The 18,860-nt window shown below is 59.7% G+C and carries 21 protein-coding genes; 10 read left to right on the top strand and 11 right to left on the bottom strand.

Annotated elements, in window-relative coordinates; genetic code table 11:
- Window positions 1-477: 477 nt before the first annotated feature.
- Together AC07X5_RS22150 and AC07X5_RS22145 are read left to right on the top strand one after the other, a co-directional pair.
- Window positions 478-1,110 (top strand): response regulator, encoded by a 633-nt coding sequence (locus AC07X5_RS22150; protein WP_494771851.1) that lies wholly within the window; start codon window positions 478-480, stop codon window positions 1,108-1,110.
- A gap of 464 nt (window positions 1,111-1,574) precedes the next feature.
- Window positions 1,575-1,886 (top strand): hypothetical protein, encoded by a 312-nt coding sequence (locus AC07X5_RS22145; RefSeq protein WP_494771850.1) that lies wholly within the window; start codon window positions 1,575-1,577, stop codon window positions 1,884-1,886.
- A gap of 77 nt (window positions 1,887-1,963) precedes the next feature.
- Here the strand turns inward: AC07X5_RS22145 and AC07X5_RS22140 are convergent, their stop codons facing one another.
- The gene (locus tag AC07X5_RS22140) at window positions 1,964-2,278 is read right to left on the bottom strand and encodes a hypothetical protein (protein ID WP_494771849.1); all 315 of its coding nucleotides are present in this window, start codon (window positions 2,276-2,278) and stop codon (window positions 1,964-1,966) included.
- Window positions 2,279-2,543: 265 nt separating this feature from the next.
- Here AC07X5_RS22140 and AC07X5_RS22135 point away from each other — a divergent pair, with 265 nt between their 5' ends.
- The 4 genes from AC07X5_RS22135 to ligD all read left to right on the top strand — a co-directional run bounded on the left by AC07X5_RS22135 (window position 2,544) and on the right by ligD (window position 7,040).
- Window positions 2,544-3,041: a hypothetical protein gene (locus AC07X5_RS22135; RefSeq protein ID WP_494771848.1), complete on the top strand. Its 498-nt coding sequence runs from the start codon at window positions 2,544-2,546 to the stop codon at window positions 3,039-3,041.
- Between the two features lie 59 nt (window positions 3,042-3,100).
- Complete coding sequence (locus tag AC07X5_RS22130; protein ID WP_409954927.1) at window positions 3,101-3,346, top strand: hypothetical protein; 246 nt, start codon at window positions 3,101-3,103, stop codon at window positions 3,344-3,346.
- 86 nt (window positions 3,347-3,432) lie between these two features.
- On the top strand, window positions 3,433-3,618 hold the full coding sequence (locus AC07X5_RS22125) for a DUF3606 domain-containing protein (RefSeq protein ID WP_494771847.1): 186 nt from the start codon (window positions 3,433-3,435) through the stop codon (window positions 3,616-3,618).
- A 17-nt stretch (window positions 3,619-3,635) separates the two neighbouring features.
- Window positions 3,636-7,040 carry a DNA ligase D gene (gene ligD / locus AC07X5_RS22120; protein ID WP_494771846.1) on the top strand — a complete coding sequence of 1,135 codons (3,405 nt, stop codon included), beginning with the start codon at window positions 3,636-3,638 and terminating at the stop codon, window positions 7,038-7,040.
- 72 nt (window positions 7,041-7,112) lie between these two features.
- Here ligD and AC07X5_RS22115 read toward each other — a convergent pair whose 3' ends face one another.
- Window positions 7,113-7,943, bottom strand: a complete 831-nt coding sequence (locus AC07X5_RS22115; protein WP_494771845.1) for a hypothetical protein — start codon at window positions 7,941-7,943, stop codon at window positions 7,113-7,115.
- Between the two features lie 218 nt (window positions 7,944-8,161).
- Window positions 8,162-9,253 carry a DUF3472 domain-containing protein gene (locus tag AC07X5_RS22110; protein ID WP_494771844.1) on the bottom strand — a complete coding sequence of 364 codons (1,092 nt, stop codon included), beginning with the start codon at window positions 9,251-9,253 and terminating at the stop codon, window positions 8,162-8,164.
- A 230-nt stretch (window positions 9,254-9,483) separates the two neighbouring features.
- Between AC07X5_RS22110 and AC07X5_RS22105 the strand changes: the two genes are divergently transcribed.
- A complete protein-coding gene (locus AC07X5_RS22105; RefSeq protein WP_494771843.1) occupies window positions 9,484-9,774 on the top strand; it encodes a helix-turn-helix domain-containing protein in 291 nt (96 codons plus the stop codon).
- An 8-nt stretch (window positions 9,775-9,782) separates the two neighbouring features.
- Here AC07X5_RS22105 and AC07X5_RS22100 read toward each other — a convergent pair whose 3' ends face one another.
- The 8 genes from AC07X5_RS22100 to AC07X5_RS22065 all read right to left on the bottom strand — a co-directional run bounded on the left by AC07X5_RS22100 (window position 9,783) and on the right by AC07X5_RS22065 (window position 15,577).
- Window positions 9,783-10,433, bottom strand: coding sequence for a hypothetical protein (locus AC07X5_RS22100; RefSeq protein ID WP_494771842.1), 651 nt, complete (start codon window positions 10,431-10,433; stop codon window positions 9,783-9,785).
- Window positions 10,426-11,376, bottom strand: a complete 951-nt coding sequence (locus AC07X5_RS22095; protein ID WP_494771841.1) for a recombination directionality factor — start codon at window positions 11,374-11,376, stop codon at window positions 10,426-10,428. The genes AC07X5_RS22100 and AC07X5_RS22095 overlap by 8 nt, the downstream gene beginning before the upstream one ends.
- Before the next feature lie 116 nt (window positions 11,377-11,492).
- Window positions 11,493-12,512, bottom strand: a complete 1,020-nt coding sequence (locus tag AC07X5_RS22090) for a YqaJ viral recombinase family nuclease (RefSeq protein ID WP_494771840.1) — start codon at window positions 12,510-12,512, stop codon at window positions 11,493-11,495.
- 124 nt (window positions 12,513-12,636) lie between these two features.
- The gene (locus tag AC07X5_RS22085) at window positions 12,637-13,623 is read right to left on the bottom strand and encodes a DUF932 domain-containing protein (RefSeq protein WP_494771839.1); all 987 of its coding nucleotides are present in this window, start codon (window positions 13,621-13,623) and stop codon (window positions 12,637-12,639) included.
- 81 nt (window positions 13,624-13,704) lie between these two features.
- The gene (gene radC, locus AC07X5_RS22080) at window positions 13,705-14,214 is read right to left on the bottom strand and encodes a RadC family protein (protein WP_494771838.1); all 510 of its coding nucleotides are present in this window, start codon (window positions 14,212-14,214) and stop codon (window positions 13,705-13,707) included.
- Window positions 14,215-14,295: 81 nt separating this feature from the next.
- Window positions 14,296-14,709, bottom strand: coding sequence for a hypothetical protein (locus AC07X5_RS22075; RefSeq protein ID WP_494771837.1), 414 nt, complete (start codon window positions 14,707-14,709; stop codon window positions 14,296-14,298).
- 2 nt (window positions 14,710-14,711) lie between these two features.
- A complete protein-coding gene (locus AC07X5_RS22070; RefSeq protein ID WP_494771836.1) occupies window positions 14,712-14,861 on the bottom strand; it encodes a hypothetical protein in 150 nt (49 codons plus the stop codon).
- Between the two features lie 437 nt (window positions 14,862-15,298).
- Window positions 15,299-15,577 (bottom strand): tyrosine-type recombinase/integrase, encoded by a 279-nt coding sequence (locus AC07X5_RS22065; protein WP_494771920.1) that lies wholly within the window; start codon window positions 15,575-15,577, stop codon window positions 15,299-15,301.
- A gap of 535 nt (window positions 15,578-16,112) precedes the next feature.
- Here AC07X5_RS22065 and AC07X5_RS22060 point away from each other — a divergent pair.
- The 3 genes from AC07X5_RS22060 (at window position 16,113) to AC07X5_RS22050 (ending at window position 18,857) form a co-directional block, all read left to right on the top strand.
- Window positions 16,113-17,129: a YagK/YfjJ domain-containing protein gene (locus tag AC07X5_RS22060; RefSeq protein ID WP_494771835.1), complete on the top strand. Its 1,017-nt coding sequence runs from the start codon at window positions 16,113-16,115 to the stop codon at window positions 17,127-17,129.
- Window positions 17,130-17,540: 411 nt separating this feature from the next.
- The gene (locus AC07X5_RS22055; protein WP_494771834.1) at window positions 17,541-17,837 is read left to right on the top strand and encodes a helix-turn-helix transcriptional regulator; all 297 of its coding nucleotides are present in this window, start codon (window positions 17,541-17,543) and stop codon (window positions 17,835-17,837) included.
- A 12-nt stretch (window positions 17,838-17,849) separates the two neighbouring features.
- Window positions 17,850-18,857, top strand: a complete 1,008-nt coding sequence (locus AC07X5_RS22050; protein ID WP_494771833.1) for a hypothetical protein — start codon at window positions 17,850-17,852, stop codon at window positions 18,855-18,857.
- The last annotated feature ends 3 nt before the right edge of the window (window positions 18,858-18,860 follow it).

The raw sequence follows: 18,860 nt of genomic DNA, 5'->3' as shown, positions 1-18,860 counted from the left end.
GGCGCTGGCGAACTGGCTGGCGACAAGATGAGGACTGCGCCTGATCGAACGTGGTGCTGGGCTTGATCGCGCGAGTGTCAAGTGCCGGTATTGCGGGTGCCGCATTGGCGCCCCATGGACGCGAGCCTGCAGGGGCGGCGGCTGCTATTGCTACTGCCGTGCCGCTGGCCTACATAACGCTGGACGCGCGAAAGCGAGCGATGCGGCATGTGGGCCAGACCCGCAGTGGGCTGGTGGAAGACCTTCTGGTAGCGGCTGCAGGCGTCGCCGTTGTTGCGCTGGCCGTCACACGCGACGCGCCCCGCTCGCGCTAACCCGCGCTGGACACGATGCTGTCCCTCCAAGTCGGGAAAAAGGATGACAAAGAGCCGACGAAGTCCTACGGAGAATGAGGCCGCGCCAGTGCGGGACGCGCGCACAAGCCACCGACCGGCCGGCTGCACCATTTTTTGAAATCACCTTGCGAGAGAGAGCTTCATGATCCGTGTGGGAGTTGTTGATGACCATCAAATTGTCCGATCAGGTCTACGCCAATTTCTTTCAGACCACGTTGACATTCGGGTGGGGGGCGAGGCGTCCAACGGCCGCGAGGCCATCGACCTGATTCGCAAGCATGACATCGATGTTCTCGTAATGGACTTGTCCATGCCAGGTCAGAGCGGTCTGGACGCCATGGGCATGCTGCGTGCCAAGGCTCCGGACATGGGCATCCTCATCCTGTCGGGATACCCTGAGGAACAGTACGCGCTTAACCTGATTCGCCAAGGTGCCAGTGGCTACCTGAATAAGGATTGCGACCCCAACCAGATCTTGGAGGCGATCCGGGTCATCGCACTCGGCAAACGCTTTCTTACGCCAGCCGTCGCCGACCTGCTCGCGCAGCAACTCAACCGCCCGAGCGACGCGCCGCTCCACGAGCAGCTGTCGGATCGAGAAATGCAGGTCTTTCTCAAGCTCGCACGGGGGGCCACCGTGAGCGACATCGGAGAAGCGCTCTCGCTGAGCGTCAAGACTGTGAGCACCTATCGCACGCGGCTGATGGAGAAACTCAACCTCGCATCGAACAGCGATCTCACGTACTACGCGCTGAAGCAGAACCTGATCGACTGACGAGGGCGGGGCTGGTAAAAAGCGGCTGGCGACAAGGCTGCGCGGGCGAGCCGTACGGAGTGAATGCAGTACGATAAGCCACCAAAAATAGAGGTGGGTGTATGCCACTGGAATTCCTTCGGGCAATTTCGGTGGGGCCATTTCCGTTGGAAGTAACTGGCCAGGCCGAACTGGACAAACTGCGTGTGCTCGCTGCAGCAGACATGGTCGAGGCGGAATTGCCCGAAGTGGGCAAGCCTGCGGTTGCGGTGGTTCGACGAATTACGGGATATGGGCGGGCAGCGCTTGCTGCGAGCCCTCCCCATGGGCTGCGGAGACCTGCAGCAGATTCGTAAGGAGCATTGAGCGTGAGACCTCGCGGAGATGAAACGAGATCCCCCAGGCGACTACTGGGGGAGTTCACACCAACGAAGACGGGACCAGAATGGAGTGGCTATGTGCCTATTCGTGTAAAGACTCGGCGCGTGCTTGGATTGGACGGTAAGGGCAAGTTCACATCGGACTATCTTGAGGTCGTGTCTGCCGCCGGTGTAATAGAGATTGCGGGTGGCCGCCAGGGCCGACATTCCACCGCACTGTGGGTCGGCTTCTCGTTCGCGAATGAACTCCCCGAGCCTTCGTTTGTGCTGAGCGAGCAAATGGCGGTTGGCACCCTAGTTTTGCATGCAACCCTTTTCCAGTCTTGGCTCGAGATACTCAGCCAGCCCGCATACTTTCGTATTGGCGGTGATGGTCGGGGCAATGCCATTTCTTCCGACATCGCTTTCTGGGGCTAGCCAACTCACGGACTCCACAACCCAGGGTGGATGGTCAACCAGCGGCCCAGACGCTGATTGCTGCTCTCGGCAGGGTCTCAATCCGGTGGCGATTCGCCCTTGGCATCCGGGTCGCTGGGCCCAATTCTGTCCGACAAACCCCCACCTGGAGCCTTGCCAAGCTCGCCTTGGTCTCCGGTGTTGTGATCGGGTGTGTCCCAGGTTCCACCAGTGCGGATGGTGTTACCGCGCGCGTGGTCTTCACTTGCGTCCTCGAAGTTCAATTGCTCCGACGTGGTGGGCGGTAGATCGATGACGCCACGATCCCCTTTATTCAAGGCACTTGGTGCAACTTCCGCGGCTTGGTTGTTGCCAGAGCCTTCGGCCTCGTTGTGTCTGGGTTGCTGGGACATGGCGTTTCCTGGTTAGGTGCTGACCACAGTGGCAAGCGAACGCATTCATGGTGCGCAGTACCCAAGTCGTCATATGTCGGCACGACGCGGGCTGAAGCGTAGGAATGGGCGCAGCGGGACTGTAGCTGTAGGAGATCCCTGCGAGTAAACCGGCGTGTCGGCCTAGGCCTTCCTTCCATTGCAGATCGTACGTTGGGTGTTTATGTAACCACCCCGCTGTAGGCCTGAATCGTTCGGTCTGCGGCCGACATCGAAGGAGACCATCATGAGCGAACTTCGCACCAGTCCACTTGATCCCGAGAACAGCCCCGGCGCTGGCGCCGTCGTAGGTGGCGCTGCCGGAGGAATTGCCGGCGGGGCCGCAGCAGGCGCCCTGGCAGGAGGCCTGACAGGGCCGGCCGGCGCAGCTGTAGGAGCTGTTGTCGGCGCCGTGGCCGGCGCGGTGATGGGCCGCAAGGCGGCGGATCCCGCTGTCGAGGAAACCTACTGGCGCGAGAACTTTGCCTCGCGGCCCTATGCCAGCGGCTCGACCTACGACGAGTTCCAACCTGCCTTTCGGTACGGCGTGGACTCCTATTCCAAGTACCCGAATCGCGCGTTCGAGGACATCGAGCCTGAGCTTGGCAGGGAATGGGGCGGCGTGCGAGGGCGTTCGTCGCTGGACTGGGAGAAGGCAAAGCACGCAACCCGCGACGCCTGGCACCGGGTGAGCAACGCGGTGGAGCGGGCAATCCCCGGTGACTCTGACAAGGATGGCCGCTAACAAACATCCACGAGGCGTCGCCGATGCCTCATCGTCTCGTTCAATTTGTGGAGAAACCCATGCAAGAGAAAGCCAATGATCCCCATCCCCTCAGCGACCTCGCCTACGACTGGATCACTTTGATCCAGAACAAGGCCCAGGCATTGATGGCCTACGACCAGTACATCAAGGACGCCGAAGCTGCCGGCTCGCAAGAATGCGCTGCGTTCTTCAAGAAGGTCCACGACACCGACAAGGCTCAGCTAGCTGAGGCCAAGCAACATTTGCTGGCAGTGCTCCAAGGGAAGATGGGAGCTGCCAAGTAGGCAGCAAAGCGAATGCGGCATAGCCTGCGCGCCTGTGGCGCGCGGCGGTATCCGATTTGAACTCTACAACCGAACTGGAGACCACCATGGCAGACGACAAAACCAAGACCGGCGGGCAGGACCGCTCCCGAATCAGCCTCAGTGAGGACTACGAGGTGCGCGACTGGGCCGCCAAATTTGGCGTCACCGCCGACCAGCTCAAGGCCGCAGTGCAGGCCGTGGGCAATGACGCCAGTACCGTGGAAGAGCATCTGAAGGGCGGCAAGCGCTGATGTGAATGGGTGGCGCTGTGCGCGTCGCGAGCTGGAACATCAACAACGTAAACAAGCGGATCGACCTGCTTGTCGATTGGCTGCAGCGCACCCAGCCCGATGTGGTCGCGTTGCAGGAACTTAAGGCCCCGACCGCTGACTTTCCCACGGATGTACTGCAGGCGGCCGGTTACCAGACAGTGGTGGTCGGTCAGCGCACATGGAATGGCGTGGCGCTCTTATGTCGCGGGAGCGAGCCTCTCCCGGTCGTGACTGCGCTTCCGGGAGATCCCGCCGACACGCAGGCGCGCTACGTGGAGGCCGCCATCGACGGCGTGCTCTTCGCGTGCCTCTACCTGCCCAATGGCAACCCGCAACCCGGTCCCAAATTCGATTACAAGCTGCGATGGTTCGAGCGCCTGCGGCTGCGCACGCAGGAACTCTGGAACTCCGGCTACCCGGTGGTACTGATGGGGGACTGGAACGTCGTCCCGACGGACGCGGACATCTACAAGCCCGACACGTGGCGCGACAACGCCTTGCTGCAGCCCGAGGCTCGCGCAGCCTTCGCGTCCATCCTGGAACAAGGCTGGACCGATGCCATCGCCGAGGTCCATCGCAAGGCGAAGGACGTGCCATTCACGTTCTGGGACTACCGCCGCAAGCGCTGGGAGCGGAATGCGGGCCTGCGCATCGACCACATCCTGGTGAACACCTCTTTTAAGGTATCAGATGCAGGCGTGGACCGCGAAGAGCGGGGGCGAGAGGGGGCCAGCGACCACGCCCCTGTCTGGGCGGAACTCACGCTCAAGAGGAAGACACCCATCATGGCCAAGGCGCCCGCCGCCAGGGTCTCTACGGCACGCACGAAAAAGCCCAACGCCCAACCCGCGCCGGAGAGCCCTCCTGAGCCTCTGTCCACGTACAACGCAAAGCGCAACTTCGGCAAGACCGCGGAGCCTGCTGGCGTCGTCCCGGCGAAGCGCAAGCGAGGAGGGGCTTTGCCCGACCCTCTGCAGTTCGTCATCCAGAAACACTGGGCGTCCCGCCTGCACTACGACTTCCGCCTGGAACTCGATGGCGTGATGGTGAGCTGGGCCGTGCCGAAAGGCCCTTCCTACGATCCGAAGGTGAAGTCCATGGCCATCCATGTCGAGGACCATCCCATTGACTACAACACCTTCGAAGGCTCGATTCCAAAGGGGGAGTATGGGGCCGGCACAGTCATCATCTGGGACCATGGCACCTGGGAGCCAGTGGACGATCCTCGCGATGGCCTGGTCAAAGGCAAGATCATGTTCCACCTGCATGGCCAGAAGCTCGCGGGCCTGTGGGAACTGGTGCGCATCTCCAAGCCCGGAGAGAAGAAGCAGGACCAGTGGATGCTGTTCAAGAAGCGCGGCGACGCCTGGGCGCGGCCGAGCGCGGAGTACAACGTCATCACCGCGCTGCCCGACAGCGTTGTTGAGAAGCCTTTGGGCTTGGTAGAGGAACGAGAGCCCAGGGCCGAGGCTTCGATGGCTCCGCGCCGCAACACCGGCGCCAGCGACCTGGCCGCGGCCAAGAAAGGCAAGCTCCCTGCCAAGCTGGCGCCGCAACTGGCCACCCTTGTCTCCGCAGTGCCAGAGGGCGACTGGATCATCGAGACCAAGTTCGACGGCTACCGGGTCCTCGGGCGCATCGATGGCGACGATGTGCGCATCTTCACGCGCAACGGAAACGATTGGACGGAGAAACTGCAACCCATCGCCGATGGGCTTGCGCAATTGGGCCTGACCAGCGCCTGGCTGGATGGCGAAATCGTGGTGCTCAATGACCCCGGCATCCCCGACTTCAACCGCCTGCAGAACGCGATCGACAACGCGCGCACTGCGGAGATCGTCCTCTTCGTCTTCGACGTGCCTTTCCTGGGCGGCATGGACCTGCGTTCGGTGCCGCTGGCATCCAGAAGGAAGGTCCTCGAAGAGCTCTTCGCCGAACGGGAGAGCGAGATCGTGCGTTTCAGCCAGGCGTTTGAGGTGGCTCCCACCCAGCTCCTGGGCGCGGCCTGTCAGATGGGACTGGAAGGGGTGATGGCCAAGCGCGCCGATGCGCCCTATGTCTCGGGCCGAACAGAGACCTGGGTGAAGCTCAAGTGCCAACACCGGCAGGAATTCGTGGTGCTGGGCTTCACGGACCGCACCAATGCGGCCAAGGAAGTGGGCAGTCTGCTGCTCGGCTACTACGAGAACGGGGAACTCCGCCATGCCGGCTCCGTTGGCACGGGCTGGGATTCCGCCGGCGGTCGAGAACTGCACACCAAGCTGTCCAGGCTCGAAGTGAATGCGGCGCCTGTGAGCGCAGAAGAGGTCAAGCCGGGACGGTGGTCCAAACGCAGGGCGGGCAGCGAGCGCTGGGTGAAGCCTTCGCTCGTGGTCGAGGTAGCATTCGGCGAATGGACGCCTGACCGCCGCATCCGCCATGCGGTACTCCGCGGCATCCGCACGGACAAACCGGCCAGCGCTATCGTGCGCGAACGGCCCAAGGCCCAGCCGGCAGCAGCGGCAACCCGCCGGAAAGCGCCGGCCACCAACACGCAGGTGAAAATCACCAACGCCGAGCGGGTCATCGACCCCTCGACGGGTCTGCGCAAGATCGACCTGGTGCACTACTACGAGAGCATCGCCGACTGGATACTGCCGCACCTCAAGGGCCGGCCTGTCTCGCTCGTTCGCGCGCCCACGGGCATCAGCGGACAGCTGTTCTTCCAGAAGCACCCCGAGAGCAAGATGCCAGGCATGAAGGAACTGGATCCCGCGCTGTGGCCGGACCATGCGGCGCTGCTGGAGGTGGACTCCGTCGAAGCCCTGATCTCCGCGGCCCAGATGAACGTGGTGGAGTTCCACACCTGGAACTCGAAGGCCGCACGCATCGACCAGCCGGACCGCTTTGTGCTGGACCTGGACCCCGGCGAGGGTGTGACCTGGCCCATGCTGCAGGAAGCGGCGGAACTCACGCGGGTGATGCTCACCGAGCTGGGCCTGGAGAGCTGGCTCAAGACCAGCGGGGGCAAGGGCCTCCATGTGGTGGTACCGATCACGCCCAAGCTGGACTTCGACGAGGTCAAGGCCTTCTCGCAGGCAGTGGTCAAGCACATGGCCAAAGTCATTCCTTCCAAGTTCGTCGCGGTGATGGGCCCCAAGAACCGGGTGGGCAAGATCTTCATCGACTACCAGCGCAACGGGCATGGGCAGACGACGGCATGCGCGTTCTCAGCGCGGTCGCGGCCGGGGATGGGGGTCTCGATGCCGGTGGCGTGGGAACAGCTGCGAGAACTCAAGGGTGGTGCGCAATGGACGATAAGCACGGCTTGCGAATACCTCAGCTTCCAGAGAGAGGATCCATGGTTCGACTACTGGAAGAAGAAGCAGTCAATAACGCGCGCGATCAAGGCTCTGAGTTAGAACCACATCCATCAAGCAAAAAAAAGATCATGAACCCGTCGCGGGGGCATGATCCTTCAGTGCCCCAAGAGGCTATTTTCTAGACGGCAATCGATAGCTGCGCCAGAGTGCGGTGTACTGCATGCCGTAAAAGCCGTGCAGGCTGGCTTCGGCATTGCCGTCCTTGGCGGCTTGGCCAAAAACGTACTCTGCCTTGATCAACTCTTCTTTCGTCGTGTCCGGAAACTCGATCTCGATCTTCGAGCCCAAATACACCGGCTCCCCATCCTGAATCGTCCACTGCGAAACTTCGCGCACCGATTTCAAGCTGGCGAACTTCTGATTGAGCTCCTCGATGTTCGCATCATGCTTGGCCATGTTCGGATCATTGGGAGCGTCTGCCATTTTGGCTTTGGCCTGTTCAAGCTTCGCCGCTGCGGTGCCCACATCTCCTTCACTTTGAAGAAGGTACTGGCGCCGCTGCCGGAGGTTTGATTCATACAGGGGGTGGTCGGCGCCTTGCCCCGACTCCAGCAAGGCAACCGCAGCTCTGTCTTCCTGAAGTCGCTCGGCCACCGATGCTACGTAGTCCTCTGCCTGCTTGAGGTCCTTTTGTGCACTCTCGATAACCAGACCTTTGTACATGTTTTCGCGCGAGACATCTTCTTCGGTTACGCGCTTGAAACTGCTTCTGATGCGTTGGTTCTCGCAGGTGTACTGGACGATCTTGCGATCACGCGTGTCCTTGAAGCTTTCCCAGTCGATCTTGGAGCATGCCTGTCGCTTGTTCAGCAGTTGCCCCACGGTGAAGTCGGGCCACCCCTGCATCCTCGAATCCTTGACTTTTCCTACATCTCCTTCAAAGCAGCCGGCGAGCAACGCGGCAACTGCGAGGGGAGCAACTCTATATACACAATTCTTCATCTTCTATCTCCATCAGAAGTTGGTGAACAAAAACAAAAGGGTGTTGCGTCGGTCCCAGGGGACACAAACAACACCCTCTCTTCATTTCCGCGACGAGTCGGCAACTGCGTTGGCGGACGAGGACGCTCTTCGCGCCTCGATATGTGAAGTAAATGCAGCAAATGAATACGCGGAATGACCTGATGAATGGCTTCCGGGCTTAGCTGTGAAAGCCGATATCAAGGAGCACTGCAGCCAACCCCAGGCAGGTACTGCTTCATGTCCCCAAGGCTGTAGCGCGCCCCCGAGTCGTCAACGAAGAAGACTTCGTCGGTGTTGATGTCCGCACCCAGCTGAAACCCATGCCCATTGCGGCGGTAGTCGCGCATGTATTTGGTGCCGTTCTGGATCGACGACAGTCGCCGCACTTCCCGCTGACCCGTCGCGGCTGGAAAGGCCCTTTCCACCCAGTTGAACAGGCAGTCCATCTTGTCGATCTTTGCCTTGTTGTTCGGGGCGAAGAGGTTCTCCCCGTTGCGGTTGCTGTGGCTGACGTTGGGGCCGACTTCCTGGCGCGTGGCAAAAGGCCCAGCAAGGATGTTGTTCACGTTGGGACATCCGGCGTTTACGCCGCCTGTGTAGTCAGTGGACGCAGCGAATGGACTTGCTGTGCTGTTGTTTGCAAACGGCCCGTTCCACTCCAACCCAAAGTAGGGCATCCCCGAGCAGGGTGCACTTCGGTCGCCGTCATAGAACTCCATGGTGGTCGCCAGGTTGTACGGCGAGATGTTTCCCGACCCTCGGTAGTTCAGGTAGTTCGGGACCTCAAGCACACCGATAAGCGTCTTGTCGTCCGTCACGTTGTCCACCACATAGGAGGCCCAGCGCTGTCCCTCGCCACCGGACTCCTTTTGCACCCGAAAGCTGTAGGTGCGGCCCGCCTTCCAGTTGAACTGAATGATGCACTGCGCGCCGTCACCTTCCCAGTCGAACCTTTTGCACCAGGGCGACACCATCTTCACCTTGTGCCCGCTGCTCTTGTCCCAGATGGAGAAGATGGCCTTCTTTTTTTCCTTGCTGTAGCTGTCCTGCTGCAGCCCCGTATAGGCTCCGTGCTCCGCTTGGAATTGCCAGAAGAACTGGGCGTAGTAGCCCCAGTTCGAATCAGGCTCCTTGAGCCAGTTGACGTCGATTTGCAGATCGCTCAGCCCCGAGTTGTGGTACTTGCCTCCGTCAAAGAAGATCCGGGTGATCTGAACCTGGTTGGGAATACTCACCGCCTGCGCCGCGAACGAGCACAGCGCCAAGGCACTTGCGTAGATGAACTTCATAGTCTTCTCCGTTTGAATGGTTTAGAGACGGGCCCCCCGGCCCATCCCGTCTTTGGAACCGACAAGAAAGGGGCACTGCATTGGCTCGCTTCTGGAACCTACAGCACCCTTCACGACCCGCCATGCAAGCACGGCGGTAGCGTTTACATCCCGGGAAAAGCTTCTCTATCAATTCGATATGTGAAGCAAACTCCGTAGATGCAAATGTATCAGACACGCATGCTTACATCGTGTCTGCTCAACCCACTCCACCCACCCATTTGCCGGATCCCCAGAACGTGCGGGATGTGCTTGGGTATTGGATCCGCCTCAAGCGGGTGGAGAAGGGGTGGTCACAGGAACGGCTGGCGTTGGAGAGCGGGTTGGATCGCACTTACGTCTCTGCTGTGGAGCGACTGAAGTGGAACATTTCGCTGTCCAACATCGAACGTCTCGCCACTGCCCTGGACGTGCTGCCTTGGCAACTGTTGTGCCCTCCAGCAGAGGCAACTCGCAAGCCAAAAACATCTAGATCGGCTTAACTTCTGGCTCAGCGCGACGGACGCAACACAACAAGCTTGCCAGGCCGCACAGAAAGCAAGCCGCCGTGTAGGGTGCTAAGTTTTAGGGGGCTGTCGGGAATGCGCGCGGTGAGTGTTAAGCGTGCGTTGTGCCCGCAGCCCCAGGCGGGATCCACGCCCACATCCAACAACAGCAGCGCTGGTCGATGCTGCATCGGTGGTCCGGCACCGGAGCACCATTCAACCCCCACCACCAATGCCCAGCGAGGCTGTGGCTTCGGCAGTAGCTCGACGAGGCCGAGCCCGCCAAGGCGCAGGGCTTCGTGCGCCGCCTCTCCCCATCCCGCCAGGCCTTGCGCGTCGAGGATATCGACCTGCCACTCCGGAAGCTGCCTCGTGAGCGCGTCGGTGATGGCATTGTGGTCGGTGTTCGCGATCGCGCCCAAGCTCGGTGGTTGGGCCGGCGACTGCGTGAGCACCGCGACGGCCAGTGACGCACACGTCCACTGCCCATCACGATCCAGACGTTGCCGCACATAGGGCGATGGCTCACGCAGCAGACGCCTGAACCCGGATTTGCCGTTCGCATCTCTGACCCGGTACTCCAGCTCGGTGGTGAAGCGCAGACCACGCGCAAACAGATGCTGGACACAGCCTGGTGCCACCTCCGGCTCATCCATGCTGCCCCCGTTGCCTCTGGCTGTCCGCCAAGCCCGCATCCTCCAGCTTGCGCTTGAGCTTGCTGGCCAGCGGTGCCTTCGGCTCAGCCACGGGCCGGACGGCCGGCACGTCGGACTCGAACTCCACGGCGTAAAACTCTTCGACCACGGCCGCACCTTCTTCGGGGGATTCCTCGAACTCGCCCAGAGCAAGGCCCTGCCTGGCCGCTTCATCCAGCGCGGCCTGGTCAAACCCCATGGCAGCCTGCTGCTCCCGCTCCTTGCGCACCATTGCCACGGCCTGGGTCAGGCTGCCACCTGGCCGTAGAGCCAGGTCTACGTAATAGATCGGTGCGCCGTGCGACAGCCTGGTCGACTTCCCCTCAAGCCGAAGCTCCAGCGGCAGGCTGGCAAGCAGCCCTCCCGATGCCGCATGCAGGTAGCGCAGCCTGGCCGAGAGCGTTCGGATGCTGTTGAACCCCGTGGTCCGGAACACAAAGCTTCCCAGGTCGTCTGAAACGTCTTGCGCCTCGATGCGCACATGCAGCCGCCCATACGGCTTGCAATGCCCGGCCACTCCCACCGCACAGGCTTGGGGCCCAGGGCAGTGCAGGGACTGCATGCCCTCCAGCGAGACCCGCTTGCAGGTTTCCCCGTCTCCCACGCACAGAGGCCGACCCGTGGACCGCTCGAACATCGTGTACTTGGCCCGCAAGTTCAGGTCGGGATCGTCAAACAGCAGCCGCACCGGAATGCGCCGCAGTTTGGTTTGTCCGTCTTCGCCACTTTCACCGCGAAGTTGAATGTCCACCGGGTGGGGCTCCCATCCCTCCCAGTTCTGGACCTGGCTGGTGATGGTGAAACCGTCGTCCGCCTCCGGCATCCGACGTCCGTTCTTCTCCACCACCCGACCAATAGAAATCCGCCCGATGACAGGCGGCGTCAAGGCCAATCCCTTGAGCATTTTGACTCCTTCCTTTGTTTGAAATCGTGTTCCCCAATGCAAACGGGCTCCACCTTTGCGGGTGGAGCCCGTCGTCTGGGGCGTGTGTGTTGGCGCAATGTGCGTTGTCGAACTCTTCAGGTGTGCACCAGAAACCTTCTGCTCCCTGGCCGGTCCACCCGGTACCGCTGGACCAGTGCGGGGTGGTCCTTCTCCAGCCGCTCGGTGTCGATCACCGTACCGTCCTTGCTGCGCTTGAAGCTCACCTCGCCCCCATCGAACAGGGCATGGCTGGCTTCGCCCATGCGCTGCTGGATGGATTGCTTGAGCTGGGCTTCGAGCGCCGTGTTGGTGGACAGCGCGTCACGCACTGCGACCAGGTCAGAGAACACCGCCGACATGACCAGGTCCTGCCGCAGATCCAGCGTCCCGCCCGAGTCCCGGGGATACAGCGCCCGCAGGGCCACGTCGGCGGAGTCGGTTCCATCGGCCGGGGGCTCTTGATCCCGCTCCACATACCCCCAGAACTGACGCTCCAGGGTGATGAGCTGGGCGATCATGGTCTCGTCCCTTTCGATGCGGAATACCTTGAGCTCCTGACCGCCGATGAGCACTGCCACGTCTGCAGCTCGCTTGCCCGTCACTGCCAGCTGGTGCATGACCTGCAGATGCACATACTCCGGAACACCATTCCTCCAGAGCCAGGCGCCATGGATGCCGGCGGTCTTGCACTCTAGCAACTGGACGGCCGGCGATCCCATGACCTCTCGGTCGATGTTGGCCAGCATCCAGGGGTGGTCCGGGTGCTGCAGCACGGCATTGATGCGCCGCACGCGGTTTCCGGTGCGCCGGGTGTAGTGCGCCGCGACGATGGGCTCCAGCAGGGTTCCCCAGTACATCGGGGTGGTGTCGTCCTGTGGATTGATCGCCGGCAGCCGATCACCCCGGTCGGTCTTTTCCATCCACAGTTCGAGCTGCGACTTGAAGGGGTTGAGCCCTACTGACGCCGCCGCGTCTGAACTGCCAATACCGCCCTGGCGCACCTGCAGCCACTGTTCGCGCGGCAACTGTTGGGTGCGTACCAGCTTCAAGGCCGGGCGAGGCCGACCTGTTGCTGGCGCTCTATCAGCAGAGCTTGGTGTCTCTAGGATTGCCATCAAGAACTCCTTCATGTTGAAAGAACGAATCTCCCAAAACACAAAGCCCCGGCCCAATGAAGGGACCGGGGCTCTATGCCGTGGGGTGGTGAATGCGCAGAACTACTGCACCAACAAGTGTGCCTCATGACGCCAACTGCAGCGCCTGGTCAAGGGCTCGCTGCTTGAGGGCGGCACCTTGACCGAACCAGGCACTGTCCAGGCGGTATTCCTGGCTGCGCGCACGGCGTTCGTGGTCGACGTACTCGGTGACCGCTGACAGCAGACCCCAGGCGGTGCCCTTGGCTGCTGCCAGCTCCGCACCGCGGCCATGGCCGTCGTACATCGCTTGAACTTTCTTCAAGGCGCGTTCGTTGACAAGTGCCGGAGCCAGTTCGGACTGGGGATCATGCTGGCACAGCACTCGCAGGAAGAAATTCATCGCCTCGTGGTTCTTGACCTTGCGCTCGGACAAGGTCTTCATCCTGTACATGAAACTGTCCCACTGCGAGACCGCCACACCCAGTTGCTTCTTGACCGCTTGGGCGTCGAAGCTGGTGCTGTGGGGCACCTTGATGGCGCTGCTTGCGCCCTGCAGGGCAATCGACAGCGTGTTGTTGCAGACCACCCGGATCGTGGTGGGGGTCGCGGTTGTCGCCAGCGTCCCATCACACGAGGTGGCCAGGAGCAGGTAGCCCTTGACCGTATCGTTGCCCTTGAGGGTGGCTTCCTTGCCGGTGCGGGCCAGGGCCCAGAACTTCTTGCCGGCCTTGAGCACACCGGCTGTTTCCAGCTCGTAGCCGGAGACCTCGGTCAGGTCGCGATAAAACTCCAGGACCTCGCGGGGCTGGACCACCTGGTATCGGCCGGAGACCACCGACAGCGGAGCTTTGGTGTCGCTGCGGTACAGGACCTTCTGGTCGGGGAATTCCATGGCCTCGCCGTAGAGACCGGCCACGCCCGAAGCGTCGGTATCGGAGGCCATGTAGCGGACGGGGGTCTCGCGAATGTTCCAGTCCATGCCGGCTTCGCGGGCCCAGACGTCGAGAGACTGTTTGGCGGGAAGCTTCTGGCCCAGGTTGTGCCAGGGGGTTTCGCCCGCGTACGCCATGGTTTGAATGAGGTGTGCCATGAAAAAGGCTCCTTGATAAAAAGTGGATGGATGAAGAGACGGATCGAAAAGAGAAGAGCGAACGACAAGCGCGAACAACCGCTACAGCAGCCCACGTTCCGCAAAGCTGACCAGCTCACCGCGTGCGATGACGTAGTGATCCAGCACGCGCACGTCGACCATGGAAAGGGCGGCTTGCAGCGTCTGGGTCAGCGCCTGGTCGGCGCCAGATGGCTCGGCAACTCCGCTCGGGTGGTTATGAGCAAGGATCACGGCAGCGGCCTTGCGGGCGAGGGCTTCGACGAGGATCTCGCGGGGGTAGACCGAGGACTGGGTCAAGGTGCCGCGGAACATCTCCAGGGTGTCGAGTACGCGGTGCTGGGCATCGAGGAACACCACCGTGAAGACCTCGTGGGGGCGATCACCCAGCAGGAGGCGAAGGTAGTCCCGCACGGCGCCTGGCGAGCTCAGGACGTCGGAGTTGCGCACGTCGCCCTCCAGCAGGTCCAGGGCTTTTTGGACCAGGGGAGGGCGGGTGTACGTGAAGCGGTCATCGGTGATGACGGCCGGCAAAGATACGTGCGCACGGGCGCACGACAGGATAGAACACATAAGGGGTCTCCAGAAAGCAAAAAGCCCCGGTGCCGAAGCACGCGGGGCTAGTGGTGGATGGGGGAGGTTCGCTGACTGGGTTCAGTCCATGTCAGCGCAGAAGCAGTGACCGCATGACAGGCACTTGTGGTTGTCGAGCACGTTGGCATCGATGGCGCTGCCGAGGGATGCACCCGCGCCGCAGCCAGCCGCGGCACCCGCCATCGCGCCTAAGACTGCGCCTGCCACTGCACCAACACCCCGGCCCCATGGGCTTGTGGAATCGGTCACGGAGCCAAAGCGCAAGCCCATGCCCGCACCGATACTGGCTGCTGCGCCCCCGTGCATCGACAGCGTGGCGGCACCTGCGAGGGTGCCGATGGCGCTGCCGATCTTGCGGGCGATGTGCCGGGGCTTGACGCGAGCGGATTGGCATTGGGGGCAGTGCGGGTAGCGTGGGTCCCTTGGAAAGACGGGGTGGCAGTGATCCTGGTCACGGTCGTCGGGGTCCCACATGGTCAGGCCTCGGGGGGCAGCGCGGGGCGCGGCTGCTTGCCTTCGATGGCGGCGTCGATATAGGCGATTAATGCCAGGGTGAAGAGGATGCCGGCTAAGTATGCGATGGCGCAAGCGGCGAGGTTTTCGAGGGGGGAGGGGGTTTCTATCATGATGACTCCTTGAGCGTGGCTGATATGTCTGGAGTTCATAAAAATGGCAGCCCCAGACGGACGAAAGCCAGAGCAAGCGTGTGGCTTGCTCTGGCTCAAGGTCACGATATATCGCCAAAAAATAATGGAATCAAATGCTCCCGCGACCACATACAGGTCATTTCCACCTGCCAAATCCGGTAGCCACCGGCTCCATTCATTGATGGACACATCTTTGACGGGCCCAGCGCAGAATGTTGCCCACGCTTACTTCAGAGCATGTCACTTTTCCAGCGGTGTCTTGCATCTGTAGGCCTTTTGGGTTTTGCTTCCAACTAAGTGCGCAAGTGCGCGCTCTGCAACCTCTTCAGAAAATTCCGTTTCGTCGTCTACCCAATCTCTGAACGTCGACCTAAACCAGTGAGGCATTGCATCGACGTTCATCGACTTCAGCACTTTCACATGGACGCATCAGACAGCTGCTTTCCCCCTTGTCTAGGGAAAATGAAATCGGCTTGAGCTCCTCGTTGAATGCGCTTGAGCAATATTATTGCTGCCCCACTAAGGGACACCAAATGTTCATTCTTTGCTTTCATGCGGTCGCCTGGGATCGTCCAAATGCGCTTCCAAAAATCAATCTCTGACCACGTTGCCCCACAAATTTGGTCATTTGCAAGCTCAGATCGCGAAATCCAAAAACCTCCGAAAACTCCTTTGTGCTGGCTAAGATCTGACATTAAGACGTTCATGTCTCTCACATCGAGTGCTCGTGGCGCTTGACCCTTCGTCATATTGATTTGCGCTAGCCGAGCACTGATTTCGCGTACCTATGCTAAAACAGTTTCAGGGAAGCTCATACTTCGCTTCAGATCTAGGAAGGAATGGGCGGGCCGGGTTGCTCAAGATCCCAAGCTCCTGATGGGAGAAAGCGAGCCTTGCGCGCTCTAGCGTTGTAAAATTCTCTATGTACAAGTTGCGTTCCCTCCCTTCGTGCGGCGTGCCTTCGAGGCCACTGTCTCGCTCAATTTCTAAGATAGAGCGTACGGTGCAAAATTTACCTGTCCAGGTCATTTGATGATTGGCTGGATGACGTTGATCAGAACGTAACTTAGTACAGTTGCCGATTTGAAAATGCACCGTGCTCACGGGGCGTTAAATTGACTTCCGCTTTTCTTATGGGGGTATTCTTGCGGCGATGAATTTTGGTTATTAGTATTATTAATTAGAGTAGATTTATTGACTTGTGGTTTCTAGGGATAAGAGGATCTTAAGATGTTACTTGATGGCGAGAAAATAGATGGTTATAGAGAGTCCAAGTTCATAAAGAACCAACTGGCCAAGATAGATGACTTTGTGAAGAATGTACTTTCTTCTAAAGACATTGCTTTTGCGCAGAACAAGCGTGGGCACTTTGTATCGGCTTCGGAAAGTCTCTCTGGATTTTTTAGGGAACTCCCCCAAGTAAGGAAGGCGTTCCGACCGATTCCTCACAGCTTGTTTATTCAGTTGTTCTTCGACGTGATGTCCGAAAAATGGAAAGATCGTTCTTGGACTGCGAATGCGAATGACCTGGTTGCTGATTACCTGGTTGCAGGTAAAAATTTTAACCAAGTCATCGAAGAAATTCGCCTGAGGGGCGCAAGTAGCGAGTTTAAGGAAATGGCAAGCGCTTTGAAAAAGAAGACTAGGCGCCGGGAGAAATCATGTCTTGATTATGTAGATAATCTATATGAACGCTACTCGCGATTGGCGATAGTGCGAATTGATCTTCACTACCAAAAACTTGAACCTGAATGTGGTTCTGAGTTGATTTCAGATGTGGAACGGATTAATAGAGATGTCGCATTGATGTTAAACAATGGCCGTCACAAGCCTTCAGTTTTTAGGCATAAGGTTGGATATATATTCAAGCTAGAAAGCGGTCATGATCGAGGTGTGCATATGCATTGCATCTTCTTTTTCGATGGTGCTCACGTAATAAAGCACGAGTGGCGCGCAGACAAGATCGGTCTCTACTGGCGAAATGAGATAACGGGCGGGAGTGGTACTTTTGAAAACTGCAACAGAAGACAGTACAAGTATTCAGCTATCGGAATAGTTGATCATTCCGACGACGAAAAGCGGCAGAACATGCGGCGGTTGATTTCATACATCTGCAAAGTCGAGCAGGCCATAGAGGCTGACGATGGACAGATGCGACTGCTGCGCAGGGGCGAAATCTCTAGCGCCCATGAAACCAAGCGGCGAGGGCGACGTCGAAAAGCGGTGTCTTCGGATCGGTCCGCTTGATGTTTGACCGGCCATGCAAGCGCTGCTCGCTGTCAACTATGTGCTTTTTCGGATGCTCATCCTCACCGTGCGCCAATGGACACCGTCTGCAGACATCTCGCGGACGGGTGGGACATAGCGTTTCTTGCAAGGCGAGGTGTGCAAAGGTGGCTTGGATGGCCGCGTACGTCTCTCGAAGGTCTCGGTCAACGTATGTCCAGCTCAAAGCTCCGCCATGCCACGGGGTCGAAACGTGTCCTACCACCTGCATGCGCTTAATTCCGTGTTCCGTTACTACCCAGCCTCATTCACGGCTGCCCGAGCAGGATACTTAGAGTTAGGCGTTTGCTAGCAGAGCGCCTAGTTTTCAAAGTCGGTTGAGAGCAGAGTCAGGTTGTACGGACACAACCAACCTGAACCGAAAGAAAACACATGCAAGCACACAGCAGCCCGCCGTCTCCCATCCTGAACACCAAGGAGACCTGCGCATTCCTGAAACGCAGCCGCTCGAGCGTTTTCCAGGCACTCAATCCTAAGTCCCGCTACTTCGACCCCACTTTCCCGAAGCCCTTCAAACTGGGAGCCGGTGCAGGCAGCAACGCATGGCGCTTGTGCGACTTGAACAGCTGGGTCGATGCCAAGGCTGCCAATGCGCAGCCTGTCCAAACGGCCTCGGAGTCGACGGTCGCATCGAGCAGCGTTGCTGGTGCATCTTCCGTCTCTGAATAAGGGTTTGACATCGTGAAGTTTTACACCAACGACGAGATGAATAAGGCCTTCTTCGAGCGGTTCCACACCTTCCGCGGACAGGCGATCGTGCCTATCCACGAAGAGATTGCTGTTGCGAATGTACTGATCTCAGCGTGCGATTTCGTCGAGGCCAGCGGCCGGACGAAGGTTGATCAGTTCACCGTACGCCGCACGTCTGTCCAACCCGAAACCCAGGTGACGCCTCTGGGTGATCGCTTCCACCAACTGGTTGAACGTGTCACGACAGACACGACACTTGCTGAGGCGCAATCGGTGTGGGATCCCCGCTTCGGCTTGTTGCTGGAATGTGTGGTTCGCCGTAATCTCCGCGCCATCCTCGAGCAGACTTCCCCGGGACTTGCGTCCATGGTGTGCATTGCTGACATCATGAACGGGTGCCTGCGCGAAATCGGGCGGCTGGGATCTGGGCCCACATTTAAGGCGAACGTCAAGCGTTTCGTCGCTGATGCGCACCTGCGGGCTCGCCGCGTCTACCAGTACTTCAACGGCCTCAACGACCAAGTCCAGGGGGCCGCAACGCTGGTGCGTTTCGATTGCAACTACTCAGGGCAGGATGCGAGCGGACTCGACGCGGTGACGGGCGGCAAGCCAAAAATCAGCATAGACATTGACAATTTCGATGCCGCCATCAGGGGGATTTTGGGCAACCGGCTTCTGGGGCGGGTCTGGGCGCGTGACTACTCCCAACGCCGCGGACACGAAGTCTACTGGGCGATCCTCGTGTCTACCGATCAGGCGGCACCTGACCCGGTACCGACGATTGCTCAGGCCTGGAAGGAAATCTCTGCCGGCATTGGCTGTCTGTATGACGCCCGTATGCCGAATTCGGCTTTCCAATTCCGCGGGTTGTCTATCCCGTTGGGCCCCTACTTCCAGAGTAGCTCAGCTGAGTTCATCCGCCGAACAGCAGTGTTCATGGGCGCAACTGCGCTGTATTCGAAGCACTTGTCTGTGGGAGCTACCTTTTCACATCCATAGTCA

Source organism: Acidovorax sp. GW458-11-26-14-TSB4 (assembly GCF_059423865.1).
Note: the sequence above shows the minus strand (reverse complement) of the source record. Positions and strands in the feature narration are given on the sequence as shown.